Annotated in this window: 14 protein-coding genes, 1 tRNA gene and 1 pseudogene; 5 read left to right on the top strand and 11 right to left on the bottom strand. The window is 65.5% G+C overall.

Annotation, left to right across the window (positions count from 1 at the left end):
* Positions 1-5: 5 nt before the first annotated feature.
* Positions 6-767: a leucyl/phenylalanyl-tRNA--protein transferase gene (gene aat, locus P0Y59_09890; GenBank protein ID WEK01966.1), complete on the top strand. Its 762-nt coding sequence runs from the start codon at positions 6-8 to the stop codon at positions 765-767.
* A gap of 35 nt (positions 768-802) precedes the next feature.
* Here aat and P0Y59_09895 read toward each other — a convergent pair.
* From P0Y59_09895 to P0Y59_09920, 6 genes and pseudogenes are all read right to left on the bottom strand, one after another.
* A pseudogene (locus P0Y59_09895) lies at positions 803-1,036 on the bottom strand (DUF2155 domain-containing protein).
* 185 nt (positions 1,037-1,221) lie between these two features.
* On the bottom strand, positions 1,222-1,611 hold the full coding sequence (locus P0Y59_09900; protein WEK01967.1) for an NADH:ubiquinone oxidoreductase subunit NDUFA12: 390 nt from the start codon (positions 1,609-1,611) through the stop codon (positions 1,222-1,224).
* Between the two features lie 57 nt (positions 1,612-1,668).
* A complete protein-coding gene (locus tag P0Y59_09905) occupies positions 1,669-2,637 on the bottom strand; it encodes an alpha/beta fold hydrolase (protein ID WEK01968.1) in 969 nt (322 codons plus the stop codon).
* Positions 2,634-3,089 (bottom strand): DUF192 domain-containing protein, encoded by a 456-nt coding sequence (locus P0Y59_09910; GenBank protein ID WEK02543.1) that lies wholly within the window; start codon positions 3,087-3,089, stop codon positions 2,634-2,636. The genes P0Y59_09905 and P0Y59_09910 overlap by 4 nt, the downstream gene beginning before the upstream one ends.
* Before the next feature lie 52 nt (positions 3,090-3,141).
* Complete coding sequence (locus P0Y59_09915) at positions 3,142-3,732, bottom strand: cold shock domain-containing protein (protein ID WEK01969.1); 591 nt, start codon at positions 3,730-3,732, stop codon at positions 3,142-3,144.
* A 90-nt stretch (positions 3,733-3,822) separates the two neighbouring features.
* Positions 3,823-4,362 (bottom strand): RecX family transcriptional regulator, encoded by a 540-nt coding sequence (locus tag P0Y59_09920; protein ID WEK01970.1) that lies wholly within the window; start codon positions 4,360-4,362, stop codon positions 3,823-3,825.
* A gap of 116 nt (positions 4,363-4,478) precedes the next feature.
* On the opposite strand from P0Y59_09920, the gene P0Y59_09925 reads away from it, so the two are divergent.
* A complete protein-coding gene (locus P0Y59_09925) occupies positions 4,479-6,248 on the top strand; it encodes a fatty acyl-AMP ligase (GenBank protein WEK01971.1) in 1,770 nt (589 codons plus the stop codon).
* A gap of 305 nt (positions 6,249-6,553) precedes the next feature.
* Positions 6,554-8,965, top strand: a complete 2,412-nt coding sequence (locus tag P0Y59_09930; protein ID WEK01972.1) for a M20/M25/M40 family metallo-hydrolase — start codon at positions 6,554-6,556, stop codon at positions 8,963-8,965.
* A 67-nt stretch (positions 8,966-9,032) separates the two neighbouring features.
* On the opposite strand, the gene P0Y59_09935 is transcribed toward P0Y59_09930, so the two are convergent.
* The 3 genes from P0Y59_09935 to P0Y59_09945 all read right to left on the bottom strand — a co-directional run bounded on the left by P0Y59_09935 (position 9,033) and on the right by P0Y59_09945 (position 12,784).
* Positions 9,033-11,057 (bottom strand): M13 family metallopeptidase, encoded by a 2,025-nt coding sequence (locus P0Y59_09935; protein ID WEK01973.1) that lies wholly within the window; start codon positions 11,055-11,057, stop codon positions 9,033-9,035.
* A complete protein-coding gene (locus tag P0Y59_09940) occupies positions 11,054-12,136 on the bottom strand; it encodes a serine hydrolase (GenBank protein ID WEK01974.1) in 1,083 nt (360 codons plus the stop codon). The genes P0Y59_09935 and P0Y59_09940 overlap by 4 nt, the downstream gene beginning before the upstream one ends.
* Before the next feature lie 135 nt (positions 12,137-12,271).
* The gene (locus P0Y59_09945; GenBank protein ID WEK01975.1) at positions 12,272-12,784 is read right to left on the bottom strand and encodes a MarR family transcriptional regulator; all 513 of its coding nucleotides are present in this window, start codon (positions 12,782-12,784) and stop codon (positions 12,272-12,274) included.
* Positions 12,785-12,992: 208 nt separating this feature from the next.
* Here P0Y59_09945 and P0Y59_09950 point away from each other — a divergent pair, with 208 nt between their 5' ends.
* Complete coding sequence (locus tag P0Y59_09950) at positions 12,993-15,350, top strand: EAL domain-containing protein (GenBank protein ID WEK01976.1); 2,358 nt, start codon at positions 12,993-12,995, stop codon at positions 15,348-15,350.
* Between the two features lie 45 nt (positions 15,351-15,395).
* A tRNA-Trp gene (locus tag P0Y59_09955) sits at positions 15,396-15,472 on the top strand.
* 498 nt (positions 15,473-15,970) lie between these two features.
* Here the strand turns inward: P0Y59_09955 and P0Y59_09960 are convergent.
* Both P0Y59_09960 and P0Y59_09965 read right to left on the bottom strand, forming a co-directional pair.
* Entirely contained in the window at positions 15,971-17,554 is a 1,584-nt protein-coding gene (locus P0Y59_09960; GenBank protein ID WEK01977.1) for a M28 family metallopeptidase, read from the bottom strand.
* A gap of 79 nt (positions 17,555-17,633) precedes the next feature.
* On the bottom strand, positions 17,634-19,244 hold the full coding sequence (locus P0Y59_09965; protein WEK01978.1) for a response regulator: 1,611 nt from the start codon (positions 19,242-19,244) through the stop codon (positions 17,634-17,636).
* Positions 19,245-19,537: the final 293 nt, after the last annotated feature.

The following is a 19,537-nucleotide window of genomic DNA, read 5'->3' on the forward strand; positions in this document are numbered from 1 at the left end:
CCCCGATGAGATCGGGGCCGCCCGATGCGTCGGCCGCCTTTGCGCCGCTCGATCCGCAACTGGTGCTCGGCGCCTATGCGATCGGGGTCTTCCCGATGGCCGATGCCCGCGACGCCGACGGGGTCTATTGGGTCGAGCCCAAATATCGTGCGATCCTGCCGCTCGATGGCTTCCACTTGTCCCACTCGCTGCGCAAGACGATCGCCGCTGACCGTTTCCGCGTCACCGCCAACGCTGCGTTCGAGCAGGTGATCGCGCTCTGCGCCGAAGCAGCCGAGGATCGCCCGGACACCTGGATCAACCCGCAGATCGAACGCGCGTCGATCGAGCTTCACCGCCTTGGCTTCGCCCATTCGATCGAGGTGTGGGACGGCGAGCGGCTGGCCGGCGGGCTCTATGGCATCGCGCTCGGCCGGGCCTTTTTCGGTGAATCGATGGTCAGCCGGGCGCGCGACGCGTCAAAGGTCGCGATGGCATGGCTCGTCGCGCGGTTGCGGGCGGGCGGCTTCACCCTGCTCGACTGCCAGTTCATGACCGATCATCTCGCTTCGCTCGGCGCGGTCGAGATCCCGCGCAGCACCTATGTCGGATTGCTATCCGCGGCGGTCGAAGGCGTGGTCGGCGCGGGGGCCTCGACGGCAGGCGCAGCCTCGGCCGGCGACTTCTTCGCGCTGGACCGGGGCTTATCCTCGTCGCCTCCTGCCGGCACCGAATCAGGTCCGCCGACCGGGAAGGTCATCGCGCAGCTCTTGGTCCACACGTCGTAGATCGGGTGCTGAACGACGTTCAGCGCCGGACGCTCCTTGTACAGCCAGCCCGAGAAGACCCGCTTCCAGGTGCGATCGAGCTGCTGCACGTCGAGTTGCACGAATGCCCCGGTATAATGGTCCTGCTCCCACGGCGCTGTCTGCTCGCAGGCGCGCAGGCGGACGATCACGTCGCCGACGCGCACTGCCTGGCCCGGCTTGAGCGTGACTTCGCGCGCCGCGCCGTTCCGCTTGTTGAGCAGCCCGATCACCGCGACGCGCTGCGCCATCGGCGTCGCGCCGAACGACGGGTCGGCTCCGCTCGGTACGTCCACCGTCACCACATCGGATGGCGGCTGATCCTCGTCCAGCGCGGTTTTCGGCACAGGCTTGGCGCCGGGCGTATCGGTCTTCCGGTCGCACCCGCCAACGGCGAGCAGCGTCAGGATCGCCGCGCCGCCCAGCAGCCGACGCATCATTCAGGCATCCAGGCTTCGTAATCGCCCGTTGCGGCGGCCCGCTGGCCGCCCTTTTCCAGGGCACCCGGCGGACGATAGGCAAGCGCGGTGCCGGTCATGTTGGGCACCGCAGGCTTTTCCCAGACGCGCGGCGCGGGGAGCGACCGATCCGGCAGATCGTCGACCTGGTGGTGAAGCCAGCCGAACCATTCGGGCGAGATTCGGCTCGAATCATTCGCGCCGTCATAGATCACCCAGCGTCGCGTGATCCCGTTGGGGTCGGTGCCGCCTTCGTAATAGACGTTGCCGAGATGGTCTTCGCCGACCTGCGTCTTGCCGCGCAGGCCGATCATGGTGCCCCAGCTGGCGCCGTTCCACCAAGTGAATGGATTGAGGTTGATGCCCATGCGCCGCCGCTTACCCGTTGCTCGCCACGCGGGCAACTGCCCTCGCACCGATCGGCCTCAACGCGCCGTCCCGGCCAGGATCATGGTCGCGATCGTATCGGTCACCGTCGGGTCGATCGCGATCGCCGGATCGCCATAGGTCGCGACATTGGCGCCGCGCCCGTCGCTCGCCACTGGCTTCAGTACATGATTGACCCCAGCAAGCGTCACCATCTTCGCCGCCGGCCGCGCATTCTTGAGCAGGGAGGCATCCTCGATCCCGACCTGGATATCGTTCTTGCCCTGAAGGATCAGCACCGGCCCCTTCACCGCGGCGACAAGTCGGGCCGGGTCATAGCGAAAAGCGTCGATCAGGTAGGATTGCACACGAGGATCGAACAGGCCGGCGACCGCAGGATGCAGGGCCGCGACATCGACCTTCCTGCCCGCCTCGAGCGAATCGATCGCGGCGAGCGCCGACGCCAGGATCGGCGCATTGGCAGGGTTGGCGCGCAACTGGGCGCGAAGCACTTCGCCCATCGGGCGCCCGGCGGTCGCGACCAACAGCAACCCGCATATGTCGGTCGCCTCCTGTGCGGCGGCCAGCGCGACCAGCCCGCCCTCGCTATGCCCCAGGACCCAGACACAGGGCACGCCGGTGCGCTTGCGGATCACGCCGATCCAGCCGCGCACGTCGCTGGCATAGTCGGCGATGGTCACGTCGTTCGCGTCGGCAATCGCACCGGCACTGCCGAACATGCCGCGCTTGTCGATCCTGACGCTGCCGATCCCCCGCGCCGCAAGCCCTTCGGCCAATTGCCGGAACACGGCGCCGCGCACGCCCAGGGGGCTGTCGCCGTCGCGGTTGGTCGGCCCGGATCCGGGAATGATCAGCACCATCGGCGCCGGGGTACCGTTCGTCCCGGTTGCCTCGACCAGGGTTCCCCGCAACGGTCCCGAGGGCCCGGGCGCTTCGATTGCCCCATCCGGCATCGGCTGGGCGATCGCCTGGGGCGATATCATCGCCATCAGCAGCGCGCCGATCATTTCTTACCGTGACCGGTCCAGGTCACCTTGTCGCCCTGGGCGATGCCCAGTTCCGCCGAGCGTCCGCCATTGATCTCCAGCACCGCCGCCACCGGCTCGCCCGACGGAATCTGCGTTTCGGAGAAGGGCACGGTGTTTTCCGCGATCGTCGCGATGGTGCCGTCCGCGCGGATGAAAATGATGTCGAGCGGGCTCGGCGTGTTCTTCATCCAGAAGCTTGCCTCCTTCGGCGCACCACCCTCGGGCGGATAGGGCGCGAACAGCATGCCGCCGTTCGGGGCGATCCCGGTACGGAACATCAGGCCTTTCTGCTGTTCCTGCTCCGTCTTCGCGGTCTCGACGACAAAGTCATGTACGCCGTTCGAACTGGCGATGGTCAGCGAAACCGTCCTGGCGGCAGTCCCCGCGGCGGACGAAGCGACCGCACCGTCACCCGAGCAGGCGGTGAGCATCAGCGCCGCCAGCGCGAACGCGGCCGCGAAATTCTTCGGCATCATGACAGAATCAGCCTTCCTCTTCGACCACCACCGCAAGCGGGCCCTTGCGCCCCTCGACGATTCGCGCCCGCAGGCGCCGATCGGGCTCGACCTCGGCGATACCGGCACGCCGCAGCGTTTCCATATGGACGAATATATCGGCGGAATCCGCGCCGCGCACGAGGAATCCATAGCCTTTCAGGCGATTGAACCATTTCACCGTCACCGGTTCGAACGGCCCGGCATTCTCGACCAGCGCCGAAGGATCGACCCGGTCATCGCCCTGCCGCACCCGGATCGTCGGCTCCACCGCGTTGCTCAGGTCGATCGCGACGATCTCGCTCGCCTGGAAACCACGGTCGCGCTGCACGGCCAGGCAATCGACACGCGCGCCTTCGGGCAGGCTGCGCCGCCCGTGCGGCTGAAGGATGGAGAAATGAATCAGGACGTCGCCCACCGAAGGATCGTCGGCGACGACGAAGCCGAAGCCGCGCGTCACATCGAACCATTTGAGGATGCCCGAAACCGCAAGCCCACCAGCCGTCGCGGCAAGTGGCGCCTCGATCGTCGTGTCATCCCAGGTCCGGCCCCCGAACGCCGGTTGCGGATCGTTACGCATAACCAACTAGTCCCCCGGACGGCACATTAGCACGGATCTTTGCTAGGACAAAAACGACGATTCCACCGAAATTCATCCGAATTCACCGATTCATTCAAGCTCGTCGATTTTCTCGCCCGGCGCCATGGACGCGATACGGCGCGCCAGCGTGAAATCATGCCCCCCGCGAATCATCGCCGCGATCTGTTTCTCGCGCTGCGGGCGATCCGGCGCGACGGTCGCGAACGGGCCGATCCGGCGCTTGCGGGCAAAGGTCAGCGCCGCCTCAAGCCCGCGCGCCTCGATCCCTGGCGCGAGCGCCTCGGCATCCTCCTCATCGATACCGGCCTGGCGAAGCACGCCGCTCACCCGCCTCTTGCCCAGCCCGCGTCGTGCCATCGCGGCGGCACGCGCCTCACCGAACGCCCGATCGTCGATATAACCCAGTTCGGCGAATTTCTCGGCAAGCCCCTCCGGGGCGGTGCGGTCGCCCTCCCAGCCCCGTTCCCGGATCTTGCGGACCAGATAGTCAGTGAGTCTGCCACGGGTCGTCGCAAAGCGCTCGACATAGCGCAGCGCGAGCCTTTCGAGCGATGCCGCATCGAGCGGCGGCGGCGGGCGCCGCTCTCGGCTGTTCCGGGTATGAGGCATCACGCCATGATTGTGCCACACTCGGAACGGATTTTGAACGCTTGGAAGCGGCAGAAGTGCACGCTTCATAAGGAGCGGCTTTTGGGGAAAGGCCGCGATCAAGGGCGCAAGGACAAATGGTTAGTGATGTTCGGGGATCGGGAGAGCTGTTGGCCGAGCGTGCCGCGCTGACGTCGACCCCCACCAACGATCCGCTCGCGCGGCGTTTCGCGGATTTCGAGACGCTTGGGGAAGCGCTCGATTATGCCGCCAGCGGCGTTCGCGGGCTCAATTTCCACGATGCGCGCGGCGGCCTCCTCCGCCCCTATTCCTTCGCTGAACTGCGCGAGGATGCGCTGACGATGGCGCGCCGCCTGATCGCTGCCGGCGTCACGCCCGAGGATCGTATCGCGCTGGTCGCCGAGACCAGCCCGGATTTCGCCGCCCTGTTCTTCGGTGTCGTCTATGCCGGGGCCTGGCCGGTGCCGCTGCCGCTGCCGACCTCGTTCGGCGGCCGCGATTCCTATATCGAGCAGCTTCGCGTCCAGCTTTCGAGCTGCGACCCCACGATGCTGATCTACCCGCCCGAGCTGGCCCAGATGGCCGGTGAGGCCGCCCGCCTCGTCGGGATCGAGGGTGTCGACTGGTCCGAACTGGTCGAGCGTCCCGCGCCCGACGCCGCATTGCCGGCCGCCAAGGGCACCGACATCGCCTATCTGCAATATTCCAGCGGCTCGACCCGGTTTCCGCACGGCGTGGCGATCACCCATCATGCGCTGCTCAACAATCTTGCCGCCCACGGCCACGGCATGGAATTGCAGCCAAGCGACCGCTGCATCTCCTGGCTGCCCTGGTATCACGACATGGGTCTGGTCGGCTGTTTCCTCTCCCCCGTCGCGAACCAGGTTTCGACCGATTATCTGAAGACCGAGGATTTCGCGCGCCGCCCGCTCGCCTGGCTCGACATGATCAGCCGCAACCAGGGCACCAGCCTCTCTTATTCGCCGACCTTCGGCTACGATATCTGCGCGCGGCGCATGTCGAGCCAGACCAAGGCCTCCGATCGCTTCGACCTGTCGCGCTGGCGCGTCGCCGGCAACGGCGCCGACATGATCCGTCCTGACGTGATGCAGAGCTTCGTCGACGCGTTCGCCGATGCCGGTTTCAAGGCAACTGCCTTTCTGCCGAGCTACGGCCTGGCCGAAGCCACGCTCGCCGTCTCGATCATGCCGCCGGGCGAGGGTATCCGCGTCGAGCTGGTCGAGGAGACCCAGCTCTCCGGTGTGGCCGCAGGACAGGATCGGCCGCAGCGTTACCGCGCGATCGTCAATTGCGGCAAGCCGGTGCGCGACATGAAGGTCGAGATCCGCGAAGAGGACGGCACGCCGCTCCCCGAGCGCGCGATCGGCAAGGTCTGGTGTTCTGGCCCGTCGGTGATGGTCGGCTATTTCCGCGATCAGGCATCGACCGATGCCTGCATGGTCGATGACTGGCTCGACACCGGCGACATGGGCTATATGTCCGATGGCTATGTCTATATCGTCGGCCGGGCGAAGGACATGATCATCATCAACGGCCGCAACCACTGGCCGCAGGATATCGAATGGGCGGTCGAGCAGCTCCCCGGCTTCAAGGCCGGCGACATCGCCGCCTTCGCCATCACCACGCCGGGCGGTGAGGAAACCCCTGCCGTGCTAGTCCAGTGCCGCAGCTCCGACGATGCGGAGCGTGTCCGCCTGCGCGAGGAAATCCGCGAACGAGTCCGCTCGGTGACGGGCATGAATTGCGTGATCGAGTTGATCCCGCCGCGCACCCTGCCCCGCACCAGCTCGGGCAAGCTCAGCCGCGCCAAGGCGCGCAAGCTCTATCTCGACGGCGAGATCAAGCCCTACGACATCGCGGCATAACGCACCGCTCGCGAGGCGCTGAAGCGCTTCGCGACTGCTTCCGGGAACCTTCCAGAGACGCGAAAACGCGCTGCCGTGCGTATCGCCTGTGTGGGCGCGCGTCTTTTGTGGAAGCCCCGGCGCGGCTGTACGCCGGATCGACCATTCATCGCGGGAGCTCAAGGCAATTCGTCAGAATGTGGCCATGGCGAGCGGCATCGACGCGTGTTATGGCGATCCTGAACAGCCCATTTTTCGATCCTGGGGACAAAAATTTCATGCAAGCCAATGCGTCCCCTACTGGTTACCCCGACCTCGCCCATCAAATGCTGCGCTGGCTGCTGGTGCTCCTAATCCTTTTGTCGGGTGTCGCGCTGGCGGTGCTGGCGAACCGGCTGCCGACACCAGTGCCGGAAGGAGCACCGGCGACTCAATTTTCGGCCGCGCGGGCGATGAAGGATGTGCGGATGATCGCCCGGCGGGCGCATCCCGCCGGATCGGCCGAAATCGAGGAGACGCGCCGCTATCTGATGGAGCGGATGACGGGGCTCGGGCTTGCTCCGCAAATCCACACGCAGACCGCGATCGTGGGGCGGCGCTATTTCAACGATGTCGCGATCGGCGGGCTGATGCGCAATATCGTCGGCGAGCTCAAAGGCAGCGATCCCGCGCTCCCGGCGGTGCTGCTGATGGCGCATTATGACACCGTGCCGCTTTCTCCAGGCGCCGGCGACGATACATCGGGCGTCGCGGTCGCGCTTGAGGTAGCCCGCGCACTCAAGGCAGCCGGGCCGTTGCGGCGGTCGGTAATCTTCCTCTTCACTGATGGCGAGGAGGCCGGCCTGCTCGGATCGTCCGCCTTTTTCGAAAGCGATCCGCTGCGCAGCCGTATCGGACCCGTCATCAATCTTGAGGCTCGGGGCGATCGCGGCAAGACGATGATGTTCCAGACCAGCGCCAATAATCGCGCGCTGATCGACGTCTATCGCCGCAGCGTCAGCTCGCCGGCAGCAGATTCGCTGATGGTGACGATCTACAAGCGCATGCCCAACGATACCGATCTCACGGCCGCGCTGGAGCAGGGCCATGCCGGCATGAATTTCGCCTTTGTCGGGCATCAGATGGCCTATCACACGCAGCTGTCGACGCCGGACAACCTCGATCCGGGCAGCCTTCAGCATATGGGTAACCAGGTGCTGCCCGTGGCCCATGCCTTCGCACAGGCGGGAAAGCTCGATCAGGCGAGCGAAGATGCGGTGTTTGCCGATCTGTTCGGCCAGTATCTGGTCGCCTATCCCTCCTGGCTGGGCTGGGTGCTGGCGATCGTGGCGGTCGGCGTGGTGTTTGCCTCTGCGGGGGCCGGCATGGCGCGCGGCGCCGTCGCCTGGCGCGATGCGGTGGCGGGTGCCGGCGGGCTGCTGACGCTGCTGCTCGGCATCGCGATGATGCTCATGCTGGCGCCTCGGCTGGTGGCACTCCTGCTGAGTGACGTCGCTTCCCCCTACGCACTGATCGGCCAGTTCGACTGGCTGCTGGCGGCCACGATCCTGCTCGGCATCGGCAGCGGCGCGTTGCTGATTCATGCGGCGGCCAATGGCCGGCGCGGGGGCGCAGCGGTCTTGCTGGGTGCCGCAGGCGTACTGGCGGCGCTGCTCGGCAGCTTCAGCCTCGTCCCGCTGGTGCTGGGTGTCGCGGCCGCGCTCCTCGCGCTGGCAAGCCTTGGCCGGCGCGTGGCGCTGACCGCCTGGTTCACGGGCGCGGTCGCCCTTGTCGCTCTGTTCGCGCTGGTGCTGCAGATCATGCTGCCCAATGGCGCGCATGCGCTGGTCTGGCCGCTGCTGCTTCTGGCGCCGGTCCTGGCGCTGCTGCTGTTCGCGCCGAAAGTGTCGGCCCGGCCGGCCGGGCTGGTGGCCATGGCCATCCCCGCCGCGTTGCTTGCCGGACTGATGGCGCGATCCGGCTATGATTTCTTCTTGATGATCGGGGCGACCTTGCCCGCCGTCATCGCCCCCTTGATCCTGCTGGCCCTGCTCGCGCTCGTGCCGTTGATCTGGTCGTCACGGAACCTGTGGCCACTTGGTCTGCTGTGCGTCGCCGCCGGCCTCGCCATCTGTATCGCAGCCGGGATCAGGGGGCGGACACCGACGGCGGACAGCCCTGAAATGGTCGAGGCCTTCTATCTCGCCGATACCGACAAGGGCAGCGCCAGCTGGGTCAGCGGCAAGCTCGATTCCACTGGCTGGGTCAAGGCAGCGCTCGCCCAGGATGGCGGCACCGCCAGGCTTCAGTCGCTCGCGCCGCTCTTCAAGGGCGACCATTGGGTGGCCAGGGCAAAGCCTGCCGCTCTCGTCCGGCCAGGACTGGCACTGGCCGTTGCCGGAGACGGCAAGGAACGCCGGATCAGCCTCAGCGCCACCAACGCCAATGGCGGCCGCTATATGCGCATCTTTCTCAAGCCATCGGTCGACCTGGCCGGTCTCACATTAATGGACCGGCCGCTCCCCGACACGCTGAAGGCGGGTGACTGGTCGCAACTCACCTTTCATGCCAGCGGCACCGAGGCGGTTCGCCTGACCATGCCGGCGGCCGGACCATCGGGCCAGCTTGAGGTTGAAATGATCGAGGTTCGGGACAGCTGGCCGGAAGGCCGAACGGCGGCACCCTTGCCACCACACGTCATCCCCTATCGGCGTGCCGGCAACAGCGTGATCGTCGCCCGCGCCGCGGTGAAATGGTGAGGCTTGCACGACACTGGCCTCTCATGCCCCTTCCCCACTGCAAGCGCGTCTCATCCCAGCCGGCGGTTCACCAGATGGAGACCCGTTCGCCGGGCGAGAGATAGAGCCTGTCCCCCGGTACGATGCCGAACGCGTCGTACCATCCGTCGATATTGCGGACGACACCATTGACGCGGAAGGCGGCCGGGCTGTGCGGGTCGGAGGCGATATTCGCCCGGAGCGCCGCTTCGCGGATTTTTTCGCGATATGTCTGCGCCCATGACAGGAAGAAGCGCTGGTCGCCCGTAAACCCGTCAAGGACAGGTGGGGATTCACCATGGAGCGACAGGTGATAGGCTTCGAAGGCGACATTTAATCCACCGACATCGGCGACATTCTCGCTCAGGGTGGTCTGTCCGTTGAGATGGACACCGGGCAGCGGTTCGTAGCGCGAATATTGCCCGGCAAGGCGGTTCGTCAGTTCCCTGAACCGGACGACATCGGCAGCAGCCCACCAGTTCCGTTGCGCGCCGCGCGCATCCGTCTTGGCGCCCTGGTCGTCGAACGCATGCCCCATTTCATGGCCGATGACGCCGCCGATTCCTCCATAATTGACTGCCGGATCGGCCGACGGGTCGAAATAGGGTGGCTGCAGGATGGCGGCCGGGAAAACGATCTCGTTGAAGAAACTGTTCGAATAGGCGTTCACCGTCTGGGGCGTCATTCCCCATTCGTTGCGATCGGTCGGCTGCCCGAGCCGCGCGATCCGCCGCCGCCAGTCCCAGTGCAAGGCCCGCTTGCGATTTCCCAGCGGATCACCGGGGCGAACCTCGAGCGTCGAATAATCGCGCCACGAGTCCGGGTAGCCGACCTTGACGCGAAGCGCCGCAAGCTTGGCGAGCGCGGCCCGTTTCGTCTCGTCGGACATCCAGTGGAGTTGCTCGATCCGCTTTTGGTAGGCGGCACGCAGATTCTCGACAAGCGCGGCAATCTGCGTTTTCGCTTCAGGCGAGAAATGGCGTTCGACATAGCGCCGGCCGATCGCCTCACCAAGCGCGGCGTTGAGAGCGCTGGTCGCACGTTTCCAACGCGCGCGCTTTTGCGGCTGGCCGGACAGGATATGGTCGTTGAAATCGAACGACAGGTCGTCGAACGCCGCCGGCAGGACGTCGGCCATATTGTTCAGGTACCGGAACGTCATATAGGCGCGCCATGTCGCCACCGGGGTCGCGCGGAACAGCCGGGCCAAATCGCGGATCGCCGTGTCTTCCTTCACCACGAAGAAATCCTGCGACGGTATCTCCAGCGCGCGGAGCGTGGCGTCCCACGGATAATCGGGTGCGAACGCCTTCAGCCGCGCGCGCGATTTCGGGTGATAGGTCAGGTCGCGGTCGCCACGCTTCTCGCGCGTCCATTGCAGTTCGGCCATCCGGGTTTCGAGTGTCAGCACCGCGTCGGCGGCTCGCTCCGGATCGGGATAGCGGCCGAGCTTCAGGATCGCGGCGACATAGGTCCGGTACCTGGCGCGGATCACCGCGAATTTCTCATCGCCCTTCAGGTAATAATCGCGATCGGGAAGGGTCAGCCCGGACTGGACGATGTTGAGCGCGTAGCGATCGGGATTTTCGGCATCGGGCCACGGGGTGAACGACATCGGGCCGCCTACGCCAAGTTCGGGATGCCCCATCAGCCGCGCAATATCGACATGGGTGCGTGCCGCCGCAATCGACGCCAGATCGACGGCGGCTGGTGCCAACCCCGCCGCCTCGATCGCGCTGGTATCGAGATAGGCATTATAGGTGTCTGCGATCTTCCGCTCGATCGAACCGGCCTGCCCGGGCCGCGCAACGATATCATCGATGATCGTCTTGACCTCGGCCTCGGCATTGGCGCGCAAGGCGATGAACGGCCCCCACGCGCTGCGATCCGGAGGGATTGTCGTCGCCTGAACCCACGCGCCGCTGCTGTAGGCGACGAAGTCGTCGCCCGGTTTCACCGCGCGATCCATGCCGGCAAGATCGAATCCCCATGGCGGGATCACCGGCGCGGCGGCGGACAGGGTCAGATACAAGACGGCCGAGATGCTCGCCCGCAGCGCGAAATGGCGCGTCATGCCCACAGGAACACCGGATGCTCGCGTCCGGTAGCGGCGCGCAGGATTCGATCGATGAGCCGCGGGCCGTTGATGTGGTTGGTGAACACAACCATTCCCGTCTCGGAAGGTGGGTGGAGCAGGCAGAAGCTGGTGCAGGCGCCGGCAAGCGAGCCGTTCTGGAACAGATAGGTCATGCCGTCCGCCATCTCGTTACCCCAGCCGAGCCCCCAGGAGATGGCGCGATTGACCCGCACCAAAGGCCGCGCCACGAGCGCGCGCAGTCGCGGTGACAGGTCCAGGCCATCGCCGAACGACGTCGTGAACCGGGCGACGATCCGAAGATAATCGGCGACGGTCGTCATCAGGCTCATCGCCGGATTAGGATAATAAATGGCGCCCGGCAGCGGCGACACGCCCTTATCCGTGCCTGAAACGGGCGTCATCGCGGCCGCAACGCGGTCGAGCGTCCATTGGGAAACCGGGAGGTCGCCGGCGCCGATCCGGGTATGGAGCCTGTCGCGCCATGATGCGTCGTCCCATGGCGTTCCTTCCCAGTGATGTCCCGGCGCCAGCCGCTCAGGGAGGTCGGGGCGCCAGAGAAAGGTCGATGAATTCATGCCGAGCGGTCCGAACACCACATCCTGCATGTAAGCCTCGAAACCGACTCCGGTGATTTTTTCGATACAACGCGCCAGCAGGAAATAGCCCTCGCCGGAATAACGGAACTGGCTTCCCGGCGCGAATGCCGGAACGATCTCACGGGTCTGTCGCCAGTTGGGCAACCCGCTCGAATGAGTCAGCGCGTGCCGCGCGGTGATGCGGCGGGCAGTCGCATCGGGCAACGCATCTTCCCCGAGATAGAATGCGAGCGGGCGGTCCAGATCGAGCGCACCGGTGTCGGCCAGACGAAGCGCGGCGTAACAGCTGACCTGCTTGCTAAGCGAGGCGGCTTTCCAGATCGTTGTCGCGCCGACCGCCGCGCCATCCTTGTCGACCGTCCCGACATGCGCTTGCCAGATCGCCTGCCCCCTTGCGACCAGGCCGATGGCGATCCCGGGCACACCGGAAATCTCCATCAAACCGGGCAGCGATGTCATGAAATCCTCGCCTGGAACCGAGATCGGTGGTCTGGCGGCACGCGCGAAGGCGCCCCCTGAAATCGGAAGAGCTGCCGCACTGGCGAGAAGATCGCGACGTCGCATCACTCAATTATGTAGCCGCCTACATTTATGTCAATCGCCCTTCTCAGTGCAGGCTGCACTATCCAGCTTCTCGGCCACCCGCTCGAAAAGCGACCTGCGACCGAGCGCGTCGTCCAGGCGGTCGAGGAGAGCGACCACATCGCCCGCCTCGGCATTCAATTCCTCGCCCACGACGTTCAGCGCCTGCCACACTGGGGCAAGCTGAACGACGAGATCACGTCCCTTCACGGTCAGGCTGAGCTCGCGGCGGCGCGCATCGGAGGGCGAAACATCCGAGCGGACAATGCCTTCAGCTTCGAGGGAGCGGCTTGCCTGACTGACCGAGACATGGGTGATGCGCAGTGCCTCGGCAATGGCACCGATCGACATCGGGCCGTTCAGCACGAGCTGGTTGAGCAGCCCGTACCAGCGCTGCTCGAACCGGATGTTCTGCCGTGCGTAAATGCGCGTACCGTCGCGATCGATCCGTTCGGACAAACGCCGCAGCCTTGCCGCGAGGGCAGCGCCACCCGCCGCTCGGCTGTAATCGGATAGCTGGTCCATTCTTCCTCCCAATGACGGAGCGGATTTATCATCATGGCCGGCGCCTCGCACCCGAAAGGAGTGGCACGGAAGCGCATCATGGCTCCTCCCGCCGTGCCGCAAGATTCACTTGCCCCTTTCAGCCTTTATCCCGCGCCCTGAAAATAAAGCGCCAGAATCGCTCCTTCGCCTAACCATCCGATAACCAGCACTGGTTTATTGCGGGGGCGTGAGCACGCGCCCTGCCTCTCAATTCGCCCATCCGCGCATCGACGGACGCGCGCTTCTTGGATTGTACGATCCGGCCGACACGACCGATTGGGCGCCGATTCGTGCTGCCCAGGTGAATGCCGGCAGCCAGCTCGCCCTATTCCTGCTCGCGGCCAATGTCGTCGCGGCGGCGCTGGTCGCCCTCGTCCTTGAACCGGTCGCGCCGCTCTGGTCGCTGGCCAGCTGGGGCGCGGTGGTCGCGGCCGTCGCCGTGGCAATCACCTTTCGTCGCCTCGCCGCTCGCCAGCGCACGGCGGAGACCGCGACGTTGCGCGACGTCCGCGATACCGTCGTGGAAGGCATCGCGCTTGCCGCGGTCTGGTCGGTGCCGCCGCTGGTCTATGGCATCAAGGCCGATCCGGCGATCGCGTTCGGCCTGTGGATCGTCGTCGCGCTGCTGATGACCGCATCGGCCGTCGCCATGGCTGCCCTGCCGCTCGCGACGCTCAGCTTCCTCGGCATCCTGGGCGCCTCGATCACGGTGATGCTCTATTTCGTCGGCGGGCCGTTGCTCGCCTCGACCGCGATCGTCTTCACCGCGCTGCTGATGCTGGTCTGCTTCGGGCGCGGCAAGGCGCTGGTCGTGATACGCGCAGGCGAGATCGCGCTCGCCGAACGCGACGAGACCGTCAGCCTGTTGCTGCGCGAGTTCGCCGAACACAGCGCCGACTGGTTGTGGGAAACCGACATCAGCCGCCGCATCGTCCGCGCCTCCCCCCGGTTCGCCCATTCGGTCGGGCTCGATCCCCTTTCCGTCAACGGCAAGCCCTTTCTTCAGGTGCTCGCCGGATCGGCCTGGGAATCCGGCAATTTCTCTTCTGGCCTGCGCGCCCTGGCCGAGAAGCTGAAGGGCCGTGAGAGCTTCCGCGACCTGCTCCTCCCGGTCGTGGTCAATGGCGAGGAACGCTGGTGGGAGATCGCGGCGAATCCGCGCCTCGACGAGCGCGGCGCCTTTGTCGGCTTTCGCGGCGTCGGCTCCGATGTGACCGAACAGCGCGCCTCCGCCGACAAGATCAACCGGATGGCGCGCTTCGACACGCTCACCGGGCTGCCGAACCGCTTGCTGATCAACGAGGCGCTCGTCCATGCGATGGGCCAGGCGGAGAAGTGGGGCAGCCGCTGCGCCTTCATGATGATCGATCTCGATCGCTTCAAGGCGGTCAACGATACGCTCGGCCACCCGATCGGCGACCGGCTGCTCGGCCGGGTCTCCGAACGGCTGAGCCAGTTGATGACCGACAATGAGGTGATCGGCCGACTCGGTGGCGACGAATTCGCCGTCGTCGTCCGCGATGCGAGCGACTCGGCGCGGATGGAGCAACTGGCCCAGGCCATCATCGACACGCTGTCACGCCCCTATGAGCTCGATCAGCATACGCTCTACACCGGCGCCAGCGTCGGCGTGGCGACCGGCCCCCGCGACGGGCGCACGGCCGAGATGCTGATCCGCTCCGCCGACCTGGCACTGTACCGCGCCAAGGACGCAGGCGGCGGCGTGGTCCGCATCTATGAGCCGCAGCTCCATGTCGAGGCGGAGGAACGCCGCATCCTCGAAATGGCGCTGCGCAAGGCGGTCCAGAACGACGAGATGCACCTGAATTACCAGCCGGTGGTCGACGCAGCGACCGGTATGCTCACCGGCTTCGAGGCGCTGCTGCGCTGGACTCATCCCGAACTCGGCAACATCTCGCCGGTGAAGTTCATCCCGCTCGCCGAGGAAGCCCGGCTGATCGCCCCGATCGGCGAATGGGTGCTGCGCACGGCCTGCGCCGAGGCAGCGCGCTGGAATTCGCCAGTGCGAGTCGCCGTCAACGTCTCGCCCGATCAGCTCCACAATCCGGCCTTCGTTTCGACTGTCGCCTCGGCCCTCGCCAATAGCGGCCTGCCGCCGGAGCGGCTTGAGCTGGAGGTGACCGAGAGCGTGTTCATGCGTGAGGGCACCGGCGCGACCAAGGTGCTTGAACGAATCATGGATCTTGGCGTGCGGCTCAGCCTCGACGATTTCGGGACGGGCTATTCTTCGCTCGGCTATCTCAGCCGGACCCGCTTCTCCTCGATCAAGATCGACCGCAGCTTCGTGCAGGGCGCTTCCCGGAACGTGCCTGAGGCGATCGCGATCATCCGTGCCGTCGTCGCGCTGGCGCAGAGCCTCGGCATGGCCACCACGGCCGAAGGTGTCGAGACGGAGCAGGAGCATCACATGGTGCAGGAGCTCGGCTGCACCAAGGTCCAGGGCTATTATTTCGGCCGTCCGCTGCCGGTCGAGGAGGCCAGAGCGGTCGCCAATCGCGATTGGGGCGAAGCTGCAGCCGCCTGAGCGCTTGCTCCCTGCCGAACCTCGCGCTAAAGCCCGCAACCGCACAGGGGTGTAGCTCAGTTGGTTAGAGCGTCGGTCTCCAAAACCGAAGGCCCTCGGTTCGAGTCCGAGCTCCCCTGCCACTTTCCGCATTCGCCGATTTGGGCCCATTGGGCGCCCCTCTCCCGGGAATATTCTCGACGAGGATAGCAAGCGGTCCCGGTAGGTCGCGGTAAGCTCTCAGCCCCAAATGGACGAGCGCGCGTGCATGTCGCGCGGTCCGCGTGCATGACTGGTCTCCTCGATACACCGCCTCGAAAAGCTCGATGACAAACGAGACGAACGAGGTTGGCACATCGATTCAACCTATATCCGGACCGTAGCAGCATGGCGTCGGACCAAGGCTCCGGTTGAGGTCCCGCTGTTTCGCATGAACGAACATCACCTCGACGATGCCGTTCCCTGTTCCAGACGAGAAATTCCCTGTTATCGAACAGCAGGGAATTCACGATCAAATAATTGATATACATTGATAATTATGCGAACGAACCGCCCGGAACGAGGCAAAAAAAACAAATTCCCTGATAATTTCCCTGTTAATCGGCCCGGAACAGGGAAATCCCGGCGTTCCGCCCCCTCCCCTAATTCTTGGCAAACTTCGCGAAGACACTGGTCGGCAACCAGCTCGGCCGCACCGGATCATTGGCGATCTCAACCGCCAGCGCCGTCACATAGTCATCCAGCCTGATCGCCTCGTCGCGCAGCACGCCAGGCTGGTTCAGATCGTCGCTCGGCGAATGATAGCGCGTGGCACGCCATTCATGCTCGATCTCGAACGCCTTGCTACCGGGCGGAAAGCCGAACTTGAAGGCAAGCGACGGAATGCCGGCCCGCACGAACGCATATTGGTCGGTGCGGATGAAGCTGTTGCGATTGGGCAGCGGATCCGGGATCAGCGACAGGTCGTGTCGTGCCGCGACCACCCTCGCCGGATCGCCAAGGCTGCTCTCCTGGTCGCCCTGCACCAGCACGGTCTCCAGCTTCCATAGCGGCAACGGCATGTCGAAATTGAGATCGGCGACGATCGAACCTGCGGGCACCGTCGGCCGCCGCGCGAAATAGCCTGATCCGAGCAGCCCTTTTTCCTCCGCCGTCACGATGACGAAGAGGAAGGATCGTTTCGGGCGCTGACCGGATTTCAGCCGCGCGGCGATATCGAGTACCGTCGCTACGCCCGATGCATCGTCCATTGCGCCGTTGTAGATGCGATCGCCATTGATCGGCGCGCCGACGCCGACATGGTCCAGGTGCGCCGATATGACGACATATTCCCTGGCGAGCACCGGGTCCGAGCCTTCAAGCTTCGCGACGATGTTCGGCGAGGCCAGCAGCCGCCGGTGCGTCACGATCGATGCTTTCAACCGAAGCGGCAGCGCGAAAATGGGGACCCTGGCCGACTGATCGGAAGCCGCCGCCAGCTCGGCGAAGCTGTGGCCGGTACCGGCGAACAGGCGCTCGCTCTGCTCGGGATCGAAGCTCGCGGCGAAAAAACCGTTCGGCGTCTCGCGTAACGGCCCGTCTGCCAGATACATGCCTGGTGCCGGCGAGAGCAGTTTCTGTCGTTCCCAGGGAATCTCGATCTGCTTCGGCGGCGTCAGCGTGATCAGCCCGACCGCCCCGGCCTTGCCGAGGAAAGCGGCCCGGTCCGACCGGTTGCTTGCCTTGACCGGTCCCGGAATATTCCCCGGCCCGCCAGCGATGGCGACTGCGATCTTGCCCTTGAGGTCGAGCCCGGCAAGGTCGTCATGCCCGTTGTCGGGCAGGTTCAGCCCATAGCCGATGAAGACCAGCGGCGCGTCGACCAGCGCCGGACGCGGGCCGCCGCCCGACGATATCAGCATGTCCGCGCCGAGCTTGAGCGGAATCACGTCGCCCTTCACGCCGATCAGTTCGGCGGACGAAGCAGGATAATCCACCCGCTGCTCCTCGAAGGCGACATCCTGCCGGAAGCCCGTATCGCCCGCCGGCGTCAGGCCGATCGCCCGCAGACGGCCTTCGACATAATCGGCGGCGCGGAGATAGCCGGCCGATCCGGTCTCGCGCCCCTCGTTCGCGTCATCGGCGATGGCGGCAATGTCCGCCCACCATTGGTCGGCCCGCGGCACCGCGGGCGAGGATGCTGCGGCAAGCGGCAGCAGGGCGAGCGAAGCCAGTGCGCGGATCATTGAGCAGATGTAACTTCATGTATCGAATATCGTCCAACGCTAATTTGCGTGCCAGCACGGCCTGCCACTCTCCCGAATCCTAGCCCTTCGCCGGCAGCAGCTCGCCGATCGCGCGCACCAGTTCCTCGCTCGAAAAAGGCTTGCGCAGCAGCCCGACACCCGGCTCGATCACCGCATCCAGCTTCGCCGATTCCGAAAAGCCGGTCATGATCAGCACCGGCCGCCCGGGATGCGCCTTGCGCAGCCGCGCTGCGACGTCCGCCCCGTCCTGTCCGGGCATGGCGAAGTCGACCACGATGAGGTCGATGCCATCCTGTTCAGCCGCGACCAGGCCCGCCCGCCCATCAGCTGCGGTGATGGTCGTCGCGCCACGTGCCTCCAGGGTCGCCGCCACGGTGTTCAGCACGTCCGGGTCGTCATCGATGACCAAGACGTTCAGCCCGGTCAGCATCGCCTCGGGCTCGGCCTCGTCCGGCAAGGGCCCGTCATGTCCCGGGGCGATATCGAAGGCCCGGCGCAGGAAGAGGCGTACCGTGGTCCCCGCGCCTTCGACCGAGTCGATCTCGACCACGCCGCCCGCCTGCGAGACGACACCGAACACCATGCTCAGGCCGAGCCCGGTCCCACCCCCGTTGAGCCGCGCGCTGAAGAAGGGCTCGAAGGCACGCGCCGCGACCTCGCGGCTCATCCCGATTCCGTCGTCGCTGACCGCGATCATCACATAGTCGCCCGGAGCGAGGTCGGGATGCGCCATGCCCGAGACCGCGCTCGTCCTGATGCTGATGGTGCCGCCATCGGGCATTGCGTCGCGCGCGTTGATCGTCAGGTTCAGCAGGGCGAGCTCGAGCTGCCCGCGATCGGCAATGACGCCCAGATCCTCGTCCGGCATCTCCATGTCGACCTTGATCTGCGGCCCGACCGATTTCCCGAACAGGTCCCGCGCCTCCTCAAGCATCCGGGCCACACCGAACGAGGCGGTCTCCAGCTTCTGGACTCGCGAGAACGCCAGCAACTGTCCCGTCAGCTTCTTGCCCCGTTCGACGGCCTGGCGGGCGTTGCGGCTCCACCGCACGATCCCCGAGCTGTTCTCGGGCTGGATGTCGATCAGTTCCAGATTACCGGTGATCGCCTGGAGCAGATTGTTGAAATCATGCGCGATGCCGCCGGTAAGCTGCCCCAGCGCCTCGAGCTTCTGTGCCTGCAGCAAGGCGCGTTCGGCCTGCTCGCGCTGCTGCATCTGGGCGCGCATCTCGCTCATCGCCGCGTCCCGCGACGCGATCGCGTCGGCCAGTTCGGTGTTCGCCGCGGCGAGCGACGCGGTCGAGGGCAGTGCCACTGCCTTGGGAATGAGCGGCCACAACATGATCGCCGTCGCGACGGAGGCGACCGCGGTGATCACCTTCACCACCGCCTCGACGCCGTAATTGCCGTGCCACAATGTCCAGATCGACATCACATGGGTGGCCCCGCAGGCAAGGATGAAGGTCGCGAAGAGCGCGATCATCCAGCCGTAGCGAATATCCTCCCGCTTGCGCATCAGGGTCAGGAGCGCCAGCGGAATCGAGAAATAGGCGGCGGCGATCAATGCATCGGCGATCACATGGGTCCGGATCAGCGCCGGTTCCCATAAAAGGCAATAACCGTGCGGCGCATAGCTTCCATCGAAAAACGGTCGAAGCAAACCACCCATGATGATCACCCGTCGTTTCTTGCGCCAAATGCCCTATTATCCTCCCATCCAGCGCGAGTTACCATCAGGAAATTGCTGGATTGGCTCCAGATTCGCTGCGATCTTGCAACTGCAAGTCCAGATCGGCCCGATTTGCTGCCGCCAATGGACCGGCCTGGGGGTGGCCGGGCCTCCTCTCTTGCTTTCCGGGCGCGTCGGGGTTATCTGCGCGGTCAATCCGAAATCGAGGATTGGACGGCGCCGGTTCCCTGGGACCCGGGCAGCGGCTCCATGCCTCGATCTCGTGCGTTTTG

The organism is Candidatus Sphingomonas phytovorans (assembly GCA_029202385.1).
Classification (GTDB): domain Bacteria; phylum Pseudomonadota; class Alphaproteobacteria; order Sphingomonadales; family Sphingomonadaceae; genus Sphingomonas; species Sphingomonas phytovorans.